Raw genomic sequence first — 14,774 nt, 5'->3', positions numbered from 1 at the left:
AAGCGGGTTCCAGTTGGAGGCGGGCGGTCAACTTTTCAACAGATCCTGAAGCGTCGCCAGCGTGTCCGCCTCGTCGACGCTCTTGTCCTGGCGCCAGCGCAACATCCGCGGGAAGCGCACGGCGATCCCGCTCTTGTGGCGCTTGGACAAGGCGATCCCCTCGAAGCCCAGCTCAAAAACCAGGGTGGGGGTAACACTGCTCACCGGGCCGAACTTCTCCACGGTGGTCTTGCGCACGATGCTGTCGACCTGGCGCATTTGTTCATCGGTCAGCCCCGAATACGCCTTGGCGAACGGCACCAGTGTGCGTTCGCGGCTGCCCGGCGGGTTGTCCCAGACAGCAAAGGTGTAGTCGCTGTACAAGCTGGCGCGGCGGCCATGCCCGCGTTGCGCATAGATCAGTACCGCGTCGACACTGAACGGGTCGATCTTCCATTTCCACCACACCCCCATGTCCTTGGTCCGGCCGACGCCGTACAGCGCGTCGCGGGCCTTGAGCATCATGCCTTCGACGCCGAGGCTGCGGGACGCTTCGCGCTGCCGGGCGAGGTCGAACCAATCATCGCCCGTGACGATTGGCGACGGCAGCAGCACCGCGCTGCGGCAGTGGGCAATCAGCGCCTCCAACTGCTCGCGGCGCTCGGCCTGGGAACGGCTGCGCCAATCCTCGCCCTGCCATTCCAGCAGGTCATAGGCCATTACGACTACCGGGGCATCCTCGAGGATTTTCTTGCCCAGGGTCTTGCGACCGATGCGCTGCTGCAGCAAGGCGAAGGGCTGGACTTTGGGTACCAGCGGTGTGTCCGGGTCGAACGCATCCTCGGTGACCGGTTGAGAGGCTTTCCAGACCACGATTTCGCCATCGATCACCGTGCCGTCGGGCAACGCCTGCGCCAAGGAGTGCAATTCGGGGAAGCGTTCGGTGACCAGCTCTTCGCCCCGGGACCAGACCCACAAATGGCCATCGCGCTTGACCACCTGGGAGCGAATCCCGTCCCACTTCCATTCTACTTGCCAGTCACTGGCCGGCCCCAGTGTCGTGTCGAATTGCTCCACCGCTTGCGCCAACGCATGAGCCAGGAAGAACGGATAAGGCTGGCCGCCACGCTGGGCGTGCTCATCATCGGATTCGGCAGCGATGAGCTTGAGGTAGCCGGCAGCGGTCGGGCGATGGGACAGGTCGGTATAACCCACCAGCCGCTGGGCGACCCGTTTGCTGTCCAGCCCGGCCATGGCCGCCAGCGCGCGGGTGACCAGCAACTTGGACACCCCCACGCGAAAACTGCCGGTGATGAGTTTGATGCACAGCATCAGGCTGGCTCGGTCGAGTTGCGCCCACAACGCCGGCAACTGCACCGCCAGCACCTCGGGCGATTCGCCGCGCAGCGGCAGGAGTTTCTCTTCGATCCACAGCGCCAGGCCTTCGTCGGAACGGTGGGGCGATTCTGGCAGGATCAGTGAGATGGTTTCAGCCAGATCACCCACGGCCTGATAGCTTTCTTCGAACAGCCACAGTGACAAACCGGATATCTGCACCGCCAATTCCCTCAAGGTCTTGACCGGCACCAGTTGTCGCGGGCGCCCGCCGGACAGGAAATACACGGCCCACGCCGCATCCTGGGGCGGCGCCTTGGTGAAGTAATCCTGCATGGCGGCGAGTTTGGCATTGCTGGAGGTGGTGGCGTCCAGTTCGGCATACAACTGGGCGAAGGCTTTCATGACGCGTCCTCGCCAGTGGCGCTGGCGACGTCTTCTTCATCGTCACCGTATTCGGTGGTGAAGCCTTGGGCATCCAGGCCTTGCTCGCACAAATGGCGCACCAGCACGCCCACTGAGCCGTGGGTGACCATCACCCGCTCGGCGCCGGTCTGTTCGATGGCCCAGAGCAGGCCGGGCCAGTCGGCGTGGTCGGACAGCACGAAACCCCGATCCACGCCGCGCCGCCGACGGGTGCCACGCAAGCGCATCCAGCCGCTGGCGAAGGCGTCGCTGTAGTCACCGAAACGGCGCATCCAGGTACTGCCGCCGGCAGAGGGGGAAGCGATGATCAGCGCCTGGTTCATGATCGGGTCGTTCTTTTTGATATCGCCGGCATAGATCGTCGCTGGCAGACGGACCCCGGCTTCGCGGTAGACCCGGTTCAGTGGTCCTACCGCGCCGTGGGCCAGGATTGGGCCCAGGCTGTCGTCGATTCCGTGGAGAATTCGCTGGGCTTTGCCAAAGCAATAGCAGAACAGTACGCTGGCCCGGCCGACGGCAATGTTGCCGCGCCACCACTGGTTGATTTCGTCGAAGATTTGCGCCTGAGGCTGCCAGCGGTAAATCGGCAGGCCGAAGGTGGATTCGGTGATGAACGTATGACACTTCACCGATTCGAACGGTGCGCAGGTGCCGTCGGGTTCGACCTTGTAGTCCCCGGACGCCACCCAGATCTCACCTCTATACTCCATCCGCACCTGGGCCGAGCCCAGTACGTGGCCGGCAGGGTGAAAACTCAAGGTCACGCCGTGGTGCAGCAATCGCTCGCCGTAGGCCAGGGTTTGCAGGTTGATGTCCTGGCCCAATCGCGAACGCAAAATGCCTTCGCCGGGGGCCGCCGCCAGGTAGTGTTGGTTACCACCGCGGGCATGATCGCCGTGGGCGTGGGTGATGACCGAACGTTCCACTGGGCGCCAGGGGTCGATGTAGAAATCTCCAGGCGGACAGTACAGGCCTTCGGGGCGGGCAATGACAAGATCCATGCATTCACCGGGAAGATGGGCTTGTCTGGTAGAGGCGGGGGCGGGAGGAGAAGTTCTATCGGGTTTGGTGCGGCAGGATCAGGTGACAGGGCGGACAAATGTGGCGAGGGGGGTTAGCCCAGCGGGGATAAATTCCCTCGCCACACCGGACAGCCTATTTACCGGGCACCAGGGTCAAGCGCGCCTTGCCGTACGCCCGCTCAAAGTTCTGCGGCTGCAACGGCAGGTGCTGATACTGTCCCTTGATCCACGGATCAATGCCATTGACGTAGTTCGGGCTGGCGGGGTTGCCGGACTGTCCAGGGCCGCCCTGGATCATCAACGGTTCGGGCTGGCCGAAGTCGACGATGAACCGCATGGCGGGCGCCAGGGTGGTGTTGAAATCCTCGCCCCAGGCGAATGCCGAGCTGTTGAGCGTGGTGGCATCGCCGCCAGCGGGTATCGGGCCGCGCACGATCTGGCCGCTGCTGTTCTTCCATTGGTAGCGATGCAGCTTGCCCCACTGCCAGGCCCTGTGGTCACCGCCCAACTGGCTGTCGCCAGCAGTGATGGCCGCTGCCAGGCTGCGGGCCAGGATCACGGATTTGTCTTCTTTCTGCGGTGTGCGCACATCGTCCCAGAACGGGCTGTCTTCGCGACCGAGCAAGTGATCGGCCTGAGCCGAGTAGGACAACTGACCGTTGGCCAGTAGTGCTTTCCACGCCGGACTGCTGTCCGGGCCAAGTTCGTCGAGGAAGATCTGCTTCATGCTTTCCTGCAGAAACAGTTCATAAATCGCTGCGTCGGCGGAACCTGGGCTGAGCCGGCCATCGAAAGCCATCAGCCGGGTATAGGCCTCGTGAGCCTTGGCCCGGTCCGCCACTGGCAGCGCGTCGATCGCCTGCTTGAGCGGTTGGGCCATGCCCGGGGCTTCGAAGACTTTTTTGAGCTTGGCGGCAAAGGTCGTGGTCTGGTCATATTGCATGGCGGTCAGGCTGCGACTGTCGTGCTTGCCGGCCCCGGCCAGCTCGGCCATGCGCTCGCCACGCTCTGGGGCGGCCCAGGAATTGGACAACTGCATGCCGTAGCCGTCGGGAATGACGCGCTGGTTGGCGGCGCCGAGCCAGCCCTGGGCCGGATCCTGATCGTAGGGGTGCAGCATCGGGTCGGCGTAGCCATCCCAATCGTAGCGACCTTCCCAACCGGGCGATGGCAACAGGCCTTCGCCTTCGCGGCGGTTCGGATAGCGCCCGGTGACTTGCCAGCCAATGTGGCTGGCGTCGGCAAAGATCATGTTCACCGCGATGGCGCGGATTTCACGGCTGGCATCGGAGGCTTTTTCGACATTCTGCGCCCGGGACAAATCGAAGAACGCGTCCAGGGTTTTGTCGTCGCTCAAGCTCGGCGTCTGCAAGGCCAGGCCAAGACCGTTGGCCATGGCCGGGCCCTGAACGCTGTTGAGCAGTGGGCCGTGGCGGGTCTCATACACCGCTTCGCGAATCGGCCGTTGGCCCTTGATGAAGTAGGTCTCGTTGCGCACCATCACTGGCTGCCATTTGCCATTGACCTCGTAGGACAAGCCGTTGCCCTGGCGTCGGATTTTTTCCAGGAACAGGTCCTGGTTGTCGCCCAAGACGCTGCTCATGCTCCAGGCTACTTTGCCGTTGAACCCTGCCAGAATCATCGGGATGCCCGCCACGGAAACTCCGGCCGCCTGGTACTTGGGCGCGCGAATCTGCACGGGGACCCACAATGACGGCACGCTCAACGGCCCATGGCTGTCGCTGGCCAGCAGGCTCTTGCCATTGCGGCTGCGATGCGGGGCGATGGCCCAGTTGCTGGAGGACGCGACATTCAGCAAGTTGAGTTCGGACAACTGGGCACTGGCCTTGCTGACTTCGTTCAGGCCCGGGACCTGGCCGCTGAGCCGGATGCCCTGCAGCTTGTCGGCCTCGGCCATCGGCAGTTGTTCATCCGGGTACGAGGGGCTCAGCCAGGCCAGTTTGTCGGGGGTGACCGTCTGGGCCAGTACCAATGCGGCGATTTCTTCTGGCAGGTTGGCCGACTGGCTGAAATTGAGCAGGCAAAACATCAGCGCTGAATCTTGCGGTTTCCAGTATTCGGGTTTGTAGCCGGTGGCGGCCAGATCCGGCGGCAACTTGTCGCGATAGCGGAACAGGTACGCGTTGACGCCGCGGGCATAGACTTCGAAGAAACGTTTGAGCCGCGGCGAGGAGGCTTTGTACAACTCGTCGGCGCTTTTCTTCAGGTTGACCGCACGCATGTAGCGATCGACGTCCAGTCGTTCGGCTCCGGACATTTCTGCCAGACGACCCTGAGCCAGCAGGCGCAGGGTCACCATCTGGCTGATGCGGTCGCTGGCATGGACGTAGCCGAGGCTGAACAGCGCGTCATGGAAATTGTTGCTTTCGATCAGCGGCATGCCCATGGCATTGCGCCGAACCGAGACGTTCTGCGCCAGCCCCTTGAGCGGTTGCACACCGGAGGTCGGAGGGACAGTGTCCTGAGCGTTCCAGGTCTGGCAACCGCTCAGACCGAGCACACTGGCCACTGCGGCGGCAACACCGAGCCGGGGGAAGGAAAAAATAGAGGCTGGCGAAGCCATGGCAAAGCTCCTGCGGGAGGGGGCACCAATAAAGGCGCTACGTTAGTGAGCAGGAGGGGGGCGCGCAAGCGGGGGTAAGGGTTATTTGTTGATTTGGCGATCAAAGCCTGCTGTGAGCTCGCCACCAGTGTGGGAGCAAAGCCTGCTGTGAGGCTCACCAGCAGCCTGGGAGCAAAGCCTGCTGTGAGGCACCCCGGCAGTGTGGGAGCAAAGCTTGCTGTGGCAGTGTGGGAGCAAAGCTTGCTCGCGAAACAGGCGACTCGATCTTTGATGAGCGCATCGACTTCATCGCGGGCAAGCCGTGCTCCCACAGCGGGTTTTGGGTGTGTCAGGAGCGCTCAGGGCTTGGGCGGGTTGATCTTGTCCACCAGGGCGTAGGCCTTGACGGTGGCCGGGCGCTCCTTGATGCGATTGAACCAGCGCTGCACGTTCGGGAAGTCTTCCAGGTGCTGGCTTTGCCATTGGTGTGAAACGGTCCAGGGATAAATCGCCATGTCGGCAATGCTGTACTCGTTGCCCGCCACGAATTCACGGTCCGCCAGGCGGCGATCCAGCACACCGTACAGACGAGCGGTTTCCTCGACATAACGCTTGATCGCGTAGGGGATTTTTTCCGGGGCGAACCGGCTGAAGTGATGATTCTGTCCGGCCATTGGCCCCAGGCCGCCCATCTGCCAGAACAGCCACTGCAAAACCTCTTGCCGACCACGCAAATCCTCTGGAATGAACTGGCCGGTTTTTTCCGCCAGGTACAGCAGGATCGCGCCCGACTCGAATAGCGAAATCGGCTCGCCGCCGTCGGCCGGTTCGTGGTCGACAATGGCCGGGATGCGGTTGTTGGGGGCGATTTTCAGAAACTCGGGCTTGAATTGCTCTCCCTGGCCGATGTTGATCGGGTGCACCTTGTAGGGCATGCCGGCTTCTTCGAGGAACAACGAGATTTTGTGGCCGTTGGGCGTGGTCCAGTAATACAGGTCGATCATGGAAGGCTCCAGATAGGACATCGTGATGGATGGACAACAAATGACGGCAGGAGGTCGTCCTGATTGCCGAAAGGCTTGCCTGTAGGAAGAGGTGATGCTCAAGTGTGGAAAATTCAATGACCGCGCACGAGAAAACCGGCATGCAGCTACAGAAAAACGCAGCTCTGATTCTTATTGATCAACAAAAAGGCATCCTTCATCCCAGGCTAGGCCCTCGCAACAACCCCAATGCGGAGCAGCGCATGCTCCAGTTGCTCGGATTCTGGCGACAATCGGCACGGCCGGTAATCCATGTCCACCACCTGTCCCGCTCGCCGGACTCAGTGTTCTGGCCTGGGCAATCGGGTGTGGAGGTTCAGGAGCGGTTCGAGCCGTTGGCCGGGGAAAGGCTGGTTCAAAAGCAGGTGCCGGATGCATTCTGCGGCACGCGCCTGGAGGCGGACCTGCATGAAGCGGGGATTGGGCAGTTGGTGATCGTGGGCGTGGCGACGAACAACTCGGTGGAGTCCACGGCGCGTACGGCCGGCAATCTTGGATTCGATACCTGGGTGGCCGAAGACGCGTGTTTTACCTTCGACAAGGCTGATTATTTCGGCCATGCCCGTTCGGCTGGCGAGGTGCATGCCATGTCGCTGAGCAACTTGCATGGGGAGTATGCAACGGTGGTCAGCGTGACGCAGATTCTTGCGGCCGATTGATTAACCGTGGGGGCAACTGTCTTGGATGGTTTATTTAGCCTTCGATTTCCCGGCCACCCATACTTCTTCTGTGGGAGCAAAGCTTGCTCGCGATAGCGGTGGGTCAGCTTGCATCAATTTTGAATGTGCCTCGGTCATCGCGAGCAAGCTTTGCTCCCACAGCGGTCTTGTGGTGGTTCCGGTTTCCCTGCACCCCAAATCCCTGTGGGAGCGAGCCTGCTCGCGATGGCAGTTCAACAGGCGAAGATAATCTTCGCCCGGACCATCAAGCGCCGTGGCACTTCTTGAATTTCTTGCCATTGCCGCACGGGCAAGGGTCGTTGCGGCCGACATCCTTCAGGGTGTTGCGCACCGGTTCCTGGTGGGCGTGGCCGCAGTTCGGGCCATGGACATGGCCGTGATCATGATCGTGGTGATGGTCATGCTCGTGGTTGCAGTCAGGGCCATGAACGTGAGGTTGCTGGGTCATCGGGGTTACTCCGCAATAAAATCGGCGGCGATTATCACGCCATTGCGCCTCAGGTGCACGTAGTGAGCGATGAATAAACCGGTTTCCAGCTCTCCTTCCAGGCGATAGGGGATCTGCTGGCGAGGTTTCTCGAGCATTTTCACCAGCTTGCGCACTTGCGGCCACAGGTTGGTGCGAATCGGCACCTTGAAATAGCCGCTGCGCTGGGGGCGCACCGTGAACCAGTGTTCATGCTCGCCTTCACTCAGCAGCAGGTCACCCAGATGGATGCGGTAGGTCAGGCCGCGCACGGTCAGGTCGCTGTCGCCGGGGTTATCCACGCGAAAGTGCAGCATGAACCGCTGTTCCACCAGCCGGGCCCGCACCACCTCAACCTTGACCAGATGCACCTGAGGTTCGGGAGCCTCGTCACCTCGCCAGGACACACAGCTGCCTAGCCCGACGAACAGGAGCAGGCAAGTCATGCGCAGCAAAGGGGATGAGTGGCTCATGTCCGTGCCTCTGGTTTATGACCAGTCTAGCCCGCCGGGCAACGGAGTGGCGTCAGACGATTGCCAGTTCAGCGATTGAAGTAACTGGCGCAGCACTTTTTGAATTTGTACCCACTGCCGCATGGGCAACTGTCGTTGCGTCCGGCCTTGACCGGCACCGTCGGGTCGATGAAGTACCAGTGTGCGCCGTTCTGTACAAAAGAGGACTGTTCGCGGTGGCTGTGTTCCCCCTGGCCGTCGTGCCAGCGTGCGGTGAAGGTGACAAAGGCGTGTTCCGGCTGGCCACCGAACACGTCGCTGCTTTCTACCTCCAGTCCCAGCCAGGTACTTTTGGCGCTCCACTCGCTGATGGATTGGCGATCCAGGCCGTCCTGCTGGGCGGGCAAGGTCGTGGCCACCAGATAGTCCACCAGCCCCAGCACGTAGGCGCTGTAACGCGAACGCATCAAGGCTTCGGCGCAGGGCGCCGGGTGACCGTCGTGGTAATGGCCGCAGCAGGCCTCCAAAGGGTTGCCACTGCCGCACGGGCAAATGGTTGTGTGCATGCTTGTGTTCACGGCTACCACCAGTATTTTCCAAAGTTTTCCGGGTTGGCCCAAAAGCGTGAGTTGAGCCAGTCAGGGACTTGTTTGTATTCAAGCAGATCGTAGGTAAACAGCGTCAGCACCTGCTCCTCGCGCTGGAATCGCTCACTGGCCTGCAGGGCCAGGGAAAAGAAATCCGTTTCTTGCCAGCCGCAGGCATTGAGGTCCGCCAGCACGGCGATACGGCTGGCGTTGAGGTTGCGGATGCCACCCAACAGGTTCAGACCGTCGCGTTTGGGCAAATGCTCCAGGCAATCAAGCGCCAGGGCCAGGTCAAAACGCCGCGCCGCCACGTCCGCCGCCAGGGTGCCAGGGGCGGCGTGGACCACCTCAGTCTCGGGATGCGCCTGCTGGAACGCCTCAAGGGCAGGGAAGCTGCTGGCACCGATCAACAGCAGTTTTTGCGGAGCGTAGCGGTCAAGCAAGGCAGCCAGGGCTTGTTGGGGCGTACGAGAAGAAATGGCAACGGTCATCGAAGTTCCTCAGTCAGAGCTGCCACGATAGCCTGCGCGGACCCCATGGCCTAGAGCGGTTTGCGCTTAACCGTATCGATCTACGGCAAATATGGGGCAAAAACCGCGATAGCGTGATGCTGGCGCGGATGCGGAGTCGGGTCTTTACTCCCCTGAATCGGCGCAAAAAGCCGATCCCTCAAGGAGAAAAACCGATGAGCATAGTTCGCACAGCATTACCCTTGGTTCTGCTAACCGGTGTGTTGACTGGTTGCGCAGGTTTGCAGAAAACCGACTGGCCGACCTGCGCGGCGGTCGGTGGCGTGACGGGCGCTGGATTGGGCGCCATCGAAAGCACCTCCTGGGCCGGCGGCGGTGCTTTGTTTGTCGGCACCATGGCAGCGGCTTATTGCTGGGTGCATGGCGACGGCGATGAAGATGGCGATGGCGTGCCGGACCGCCGCGACAAGTGCCCGGGCACACCTAAGGGCGTGCAGGTCGATGCCGACGGCTGCCCGCCACCGGCACCGGCGCCGATGGTTGAAGAAGTCGTGGTGGTCCAGGAAGAGACCATTGTGATCCGTGACGTGCATTTCGAATTCGACAAGGCCACGCTGACGGCGGCAGACAAGGAGGTCCTGAGTACGATTGCGACCCGGCTGAAACAGGAAACGTCCACCGCGCAACTGCGCGTCACCGGCCACACCGACAGCGTTGGCAGCGATGCCTATAACCAGCGCCTGTCTGATAAACGGGCCAACTCGGTGGTGCAATACCTGGTCGAGAGCGGCGTGCCCCGTGCCAGTTTCGTTTCGGTGGAGGGTGCCGGTGAGAGCCAGCCAGTGGCGGACAACAGCACCGCCGACGGCCGGGCCATGAACCGTCGTACGGAAATCAAGATAAATCGCTGAAGCCCACGTCATCCGCGGCTTGTACAGTCGCGGATGCGGGTCTTTACTCCTGTGTGACCGGTATGGGCCGGTAACACAGGAGCATTCACCATGAACGTTCTATCCAGGGCTGCCTTACCGGTACTGCTGGCGGGCAGTCTGTTGTCAGGTTGTGCCACTCACAGCGATGGCGGCGCACCTCTTAATCAACGCACCTGGCCAGTCTGTAGCTTGATCGGCGGTCTGGTTGGCGGCGGCCTGGGGGCCCTCGAAAGCAGCGGTTGGGCGGCGGGCGGCGCTGCATTGGGCCTGCTGACCGGCGGGCTGATCTGTTACGCCCAGGATGGCGACGAGGACGATGACGGCGTGTTCGACCGCCGTGACCGTTGTCCCGACACGCCGGCCAATACCCCGGTTGAACATCACGGCTGCCCGTTGCCGCAATACCCGGCCAGCACCCCGCCGGTTGAACCTCAGGCACCGGCCACTGAAGTGATCACCCTCAACGATGCCGGCAAGGTGTTGTTCGACTTCGATAAATCCGATCTCACTCAAGACGCGCAAAGCCAACTCGATGGGCTGATGAGCAAATTGAGTCATGCCAATGTCGCCAGTATCCGCGTGGTGGGGCACACCGACAGCGTCGGCACTGATGCCTACAACCAGGGGCTGTCCGAGCGTCGTGCAAGCAGCGTGGTGGCGTATCTGCTCACCCAGGGGCTTGCACCGGACAAACTCACCAGTGAGGGCAAGGGGGAAAGCGAGCCGGTGGCCGACAACGAGACCGATGAAGGGCGGGCGCAGAACCGTCGGGTTGAGCTGCATATCCAGCGTTGAACCGCGAGCCAGAGCCGTCGGGTCGCCAGTGGGGCGATCCGGTGAGCCGAGGTTTGCGTCAGATTAAATTTGCCCCGGCCTCTGGCTTATTCTGCGCGCAAGCCGTTACTGTGCGTCCAAAGAATAATACTTACCGGGGGGATGTATGAAGCTGTTATGGGGGCTGGGGCGCTTGTTGACCCTGCTGTTCTGGCTGGTGGTGCTGGTCAACCTGGTCATGCCGTTCGTTCATCCGCTGCATCTGCTGGTCAATCTCGGCGCAGCGATGTTGCTGGCGATTCATTTGTTGGAACTGGTGTTTTTCCGAGCCAGCTTGCGCGGCCGGCCCGCTTCAGGCCGGGATCGCCTGCGAGTGCTGCTGTTCGGCATCTTTCACCTGCAAACCCTCCCGATCGCCGCCGAGGCTTCCCATGCGTAAATTGTGTCTGCTTGTCGCACTCGTGTGCCCATGGGCCAGTGCCCAAGTGATCCAGGTCGAAAGCCACTCGTTGATGCGCCTGCCCAATACCACCAGTGCACTGACTCTGGAACGGCTGGACGTGGCTGATTACGGCACGTTGCTGGTGCCTTCCAACGTCACTGAATTGTCCATTGGCCAATTGCACCTGGGGCGCGAAGCGCGGATCGCCATCGTGCCTGCGAAGCAGGCACTGCAGATAAAAGTGGTCGAGGGGGAACTGGCCGACGGCAGTCAGATCACTGCTCGCGGCGCGCCCGGAACCTATACCAAAGCGGCACGACCGGGGCGTGATCTCAATCTGCGTTTCAATGCCCTGAATGCGCCATTGTTGTCGGTGGATGCCCGCGGTGGAACCGGTGCGCCAGGCTACGTGGGCCTCGACGGCGCCAACGGCCAGGCGCCGGGTTGTACATGGGGGGCGGCCGGTCGCGGTGCCGACGGCAGCAATGGCAGCGATGGCCAGCCGGGTGCGGCGGGTGCGCAGGTGCGTCTCGAACTGCCCCGTGACTATCCAGCCGAGCAGATCCAGGTAGCGGTGCAGGGGGGGGGCCGGCGGCACCGCCGGGCCCGGGGGCAAACCCGGCGCTGGTGGCAAGGCCAAGGGGTGCTTCGTCTATACCGCCGACGGTGGTAAAAGCGGTCGCCCTGGTGCTGATGGCCAGCCAGGGCCAGCCGGAGCGGCGGGGGCGGTGACGGTACAGCGCTTCTAAGACCTGCAAAACACTTGTGGGAGCGGGCTTGCTCGCGAAGAGGGAGTGTCAGGTTAGCCAATGCCAACTGACCCACCGCTTTCGCGAGCGAGCCCGCTCCCACAGGACTGGGTCCAACTGACGATCTCTTCAGAACATCGGCCGCGCCGCGCCAATCACCACCACCAGCAACCCGATCAACAGATTAACCCCCACCAACTGCCGGATTTTTCCCAGCACTGCCGCGCCCGTCGGCCACTCCTGGGCTGCTACGGCTTTGCGCAGTGCCGGCAATTGCAATCCCTGGATGCGGATAAACAGCGCCGTCATCACCACATACAAGCCCATCATGATCTGTACATAACGGGGTGCGGATTCGAAGCCGGCGAAGCGCATGTGGATCAGGCCCACGCCGCTGATCGGCAAAAGCACCACTGCCACCCAGACCCAAACGAAAAAACGCTGAAACACTTCTGTCCATAACTTGAGCCGGGGCGGGCCCTCAAGGGCCGCGATTACGGCGGGGCGCAGGATCATCCAGGCAAAGAACATGCCGCCGACCCAGACCAGGGCCGCCAGTAAATGCAGGGTGTAGACGAGGGCAAAGGGTGTCATTGAGTTACTCCGTTCTGCGCAGGATTCATTAGCGGGGTATGATAGCCGCCGATCCGAACCACTGAAAATTTATCCAGCGTTTTTAGCGCCCGACCATTCATGATCAGCACCGAACTCAAAACCACGATCCAGGGCGCCTATTCGCGTTTTCTCGAAGCCAAGAGCCTCAAGCCGCGATATGGCCAGCGCCTGATGATTGCCGAAGTGGCAAAAGTCCTGGGTGACATCGACACCGACGATGAAGGCCGGCGCAGTGGCGAACCCGCCATCGTGGCGGTGGAGGCCGGCACCGGTACCGGCAAGACCGTGGCCTACAGCCTGGCGGCGATTCCCACGGCCAAGGCCGCCGGCAAACGCCTGGTGATCGCCACGGCCACGATTGCCCTGCAGGAGCAGATCGTTTTCAAGGACCTGCCCGACCTGATGCGCAACAGCGGGCTGAACTTCAGTTTCGCCCTGGCCAAGGGCCGTGGGCGCTACATGTGCCTGTCCAAGCTCGACATGTTGCTCCAGGAAGGCCAGGCGCAGACCGCCACGGCCCAGTTGTTTGAAGAAGAAGGCTTCAAGATCGAAGTCGATGAGGCCAGTCAGAAGCTGTTTACCAGCATGATCGAGAAACTGGCCGGCAATAAATGGGACGGCGACCGCGACAGTTGGTCGACCGCCCTGGAAGATGCCGACTGGTCACGCCTGACCACCGATCACAGCCAGTGCACCAACCGTCATTGCCCGAACTTCGGCCAGTGCGCCTTCTACAAGGCCCGCGAAGGCATGGGCAAGGTCGACGTTATCGTCACCAACCACGACATGGTCCTGGCCGACCTGGCCCTGGGCGGTGGCGCGGTGCTGCCGGACCCGCGGGACACGATCTACGTATTTGATGAAGGCCACCACCTGCCGGACAAGGCCATCGGCCATTTCGCCCATTACACCCGGCTGCGCTCCACCGCTGACTGGCTGGAAACCACCGCCAAGAACCTCACCAAGTTGTTGGCCCAACACCCGCTGCCGGGTGACCTGGGCAAGTTCATCGAGCAGGTGCCCGAGCTTGCGCGTGAGATCAAAACTAACCAGCAGTTCATGTTCAGTGCCTGCGAGCAAGTGGCGGATTTCAAACCCGGCGAAGACGTTGAGGGCCGCGAGCGGCCTCGCCATCGCTTTGTCGGCGGCGTCATCCCTGAGCACATGCGCGAGATGGGCATCGAACTCAAGAAAGGCTTTGCCCGCCTGACCGACCTGTTCACCCGTCTGACCGATCTGCTCAAGGAAGGCATGGATGGCGAGGTCAATATCGGTATCGCCAGCAACCAGGCCGAGGAGTGGTACCCGCTGTTCGGCAGTTTGCTGTCCCGCTCCCAGGGCAACTGGGAATTGTGGACCGCGTTTACAGCTGAAGACCCGGAAGACAACCCGCCGATGGCGCGCTGGTTGACCCTGGCCGAAAGCGGCTCGCTGTTCGATATCGAAGTCAATGCCAGCCCGATCCTGGCGGCGGAAATGCTGCGCCGCAACCTGTGGAATGTGGCCTACGGCGCGTTGGTGACTTCGGCCACGTTGACTGCCCTGGGTACGTTCGACCGCTTCCGTATGCGCGCCGGCCTGCCGAAAAAAGCCGTGACCGCTGTGGTTCCGAGCCCCTTCCATCATGCCGACGCTGGCGTGCTGCGGGTCCCGGATCTCAAGGCTGATCCACGGGATGCCCCCGCCCACACCGCGGCGATCATTCGCGACCTGCCGGAACTGGTGGAAGGCTCGCGGGGCACCCTGGTGCTGTTTTCCTCGCGCAAACAGATGCAGGACGTCTTCGACGGCCTCGACCGTGACTGGCGCAAGCAAGTGTTCATCCAGGGCAACCTGTCCAAGCAGGAAACCCTGAACAAGCACAAGGCACGCGTCGACGGGGGGGATTCCAGTGTGCTGTTCGGCCTGGCGAGTTTTGCCGAAGGCGTGGATTTGCCCGGCGCTTACTGTGAGCACGTGGTGATCGCCAAGATCCCGTTTTCGGTCCCGGACGACCCGGTGGAAGCCGCGCTGGCCGAATGGATCGAAGCCCGCGGCGGTAACCCGTTCATGGAGATCTCCGTGCCAGACGCCTCGCTGAAACTGGTCCAGGCCTGCGGTCGATTGCTGCGCACCGAAGAAGACCGCGGCACCATCACCTTGCTCGACCGCCGACTGGTGACCCAGCGCTACGGCAAGGCGATCCTCAACGCCCTGCCACCGTTCCGGCGGGAGATTTCCTGAGGCTGCTGTGACTTTG

14 protein-coding genes and 1 pseudogene are annotated in these 14,774 nt (G+C 61.9%); 6 read left to right on the top strand and 9 right to left on the bottom strand.

The annotated features are described in order from the left end of the window. Positions 1-27 precede the first annotated feature (27 nt). The 4 genes from PSH57_RS22660 to PSH57_RS22645 form a co-directional block, all read right to left on the bottom strand. Complete coding sequence (locus PSH57_RS22660) at positions 28-1,719, bottom strand: ATP-dependent DNA ligase (protein ID WP_305385688.1); 1,692 nt, start codon at positions 1,717-1,719, stop codon at positions 28-30. After that, the gene (locus PSH57_RS22655; protein ID WP_305385687.1) at positions 1,716-2,741 is read right to left on the bottom strand and encodes a ligase-associated DNA damage response exonuclease; all 1,026 of its coding nucleotides are present in this window, start codon (positions 2,739-2,741) and stop codon (positions 1,716-1,718) included. The genes PSH57_RS22660 and PSH57_RS22655 overlap by 4 nt, the downstream gene beginning before the upstream one ends. A 154-nt stretch (positions 2,742-2,895) precedes the next feature. Beyond that, a complete protein-coding gene (locus PSH57_RS22650) occupies positions 2,896-5,346 on the bottom strand; it encodes a penicillin acylase family protein (protein WP_305385686.1) in 2,451 nt (816 codons plus the stop codon). Between the two features lie 338 nt (positions 5,347-5,684). Continuing rightward, positions 5,685-6,329, bottom strand: coding sequence for a glutathione binding-like protein (locus tag PSH57_RS22645; RefSeq protein ID WP_305385685.1), 645 nt, complete (start codon positions 6,327-6,329; stop codon positions 5,685-5,687). A gap of 140 nt (positions 6,330-6,469) precedes the next feature. On the opposite strand from PSH57_RS22645, the gene PSH57_RS22640 reads away from it, so the two are divergent. Continuing rightward, complete coding sequence (locus PSH57_RS22640; protein WP_305390458.1) at positions 6,470-7,027, top strand: cysteine hydrolase family protein; 558 nt, start codon at positions 6,470-6,472, stop codon at positions 7,025-7,027. A 265-nt stretch (positions 7,028-7,292) separates the two neighbouring features. Here PSH57_RS22640 and PSH57_RS22635 read toward each other — a convergent pair whose 3' ends face one another. The 4 genes from PSH57_RS22635 to PSH57_RS22620 all read right to left on the bottom strand — a co-directional run bounded on the left by PSH57_RS22635 (position 7,293) and on the right by PSH57_RS22620 (position 9,044). After that, positions 7,293-7,496: an SEC-C metal-binding domain-containing protein gene (locus PSH57_RS22635; RefSeq protein WP_256232572.1), complete on the bottom strand. Its 204-nt coding sequence runs from the start codon at positions 7,494-7,496 to the stop codon at positions 7,293-7,295. A 5-nt stretch (positions 7,497-7,501) separates the two neighbouring features. Beyond that, complete coding sequence (locus PSH57_RS22630) at positions 7,502-7,987, bottom strand: LEA/WHy family protein (RefSeq protein WP_305385684.1); 486 nt, start codon at positions 7,985-7,987, stop codon at positions 7,502-7,504. 68 nt (positions 7,988-8,055) lie between these two features. Beyond that, positions 8,056-8,532, bottom strand: a complete 477-nt coding sequence (locus tag PSH57_RS22625; protein WP_305385683.1) for a YchJ family protein — start codon at positions 8,530-8,532, stop codon at positions 8,056-8,058. A 14-nt stretch (positions 8,533-8,546) separates the two neighbouring features. Further along, entirely contained in the window at positions 8,547-9,044 is a 498-nt protein-coding gene (locus tag PSH57_RS22620; RefSeq protein WP_305385681.1) for a DUF6231 family protein, read from the bottom strand. Between the two features lie 194 nt (positions 9,045-9,238). Here PSH57_RS22620 and PSH57_RS22615 point away from each other — a divergent pair, with 194 nt between their 5' ends. From PSH57_RS22615 to PSH57_RS22600, 4 genes and pseudogenes are all read left to right on the top strand, one after another. Next, positions 9,239-9,934, top strand: coding sequence for a PA1041 family peptidoglycan-binding anchor lipoprotein (locus PSH57_RS22615; RefSeq protein WP_305385678.1), 696 nt, complete (start codon positions 9,239-9,241; stop codon positions 9,932-9,934). Between the two features lie 90 nt (positions 9,935-10,024). After that, positions 10,025-10,750 carry a PA1041 family peptidoglycan-binding anchor lipoprotein gene (locus PSH57_RS22610; RefSeq protein ID WP_305385677.1) on the top strand — a complete coding sequence of 242 codons (726 nt, stop codon included), beginning with the start codon at positions 10,025-10,027 and terminating at the stop codon, positions 10,748-10,750. Between the two features lie 145 nt (positions 10,751-10,895). Beyond that, positions 10,896-11,168, top strand: coding sequence for a DUF1145 domain-containing protein (locus tag PSH57_RS22605; protein WP_305385676.1), 273 nt, complete (start codon positions 10,896-10,898; stop codon positions 11,166-11,168). Next, a pseudogene (locus PSH57_RS22600) lies at positions 11,161-11,920 on the top strand (collagen-like protein). The gene PSH57_RS22605 and the pseudogene PSH57_RS22600 overlap by 8 nt, the downstream one beginning before the upstream one ends. 129 nt (positions 11,921-12,049) lie before the next feature. Here the strand turns inward: PSH57_RS22600 and PSH57_RS22595 are convergent. Further along, positions 12,050-12,514, bottom strand: a complete 465-nt coding sequence (locus PSH57_RS22595; protein ID WP_305385675.1) for a CopD family protein — start codon at positions 12,512-12,514, stop codon at positions 12,050-12,052. Between the two features lie 99 nt (positions 12,515-12,613). On the opposite strand from PSH57_RS22595, the gene dinG reads away from it, so the two are divergent. Then, entirely contained in the window at positions 12,614-14,758 is a 2,145-nt protein-coding gene (dinG, locus tag PSH57_RS22590; RefSeq protein ID WP_305385674.1) for an ATP-dependent DNA helicase DinG, read from the top strand. Positions 14,759-14,774 lie beyond the last annotated feature (16 nt).

Origin of the sequence: Pseudomonas hefeiensis (assembly GCF_030687835.1) — a bacterium.
In the GTDB taxonomy this organism is placed as follows: domain Bacteria; phylum Pseudomonadota; class Gammaproteobacteria; order Pseudomonadales; family Pseudomonadaceae; genus Aquipseudomonas; species Aquipseudomonas hefeiensis.
This window is presented reverse-complemented; position numbering and strand designations above follow the sequence as displayed.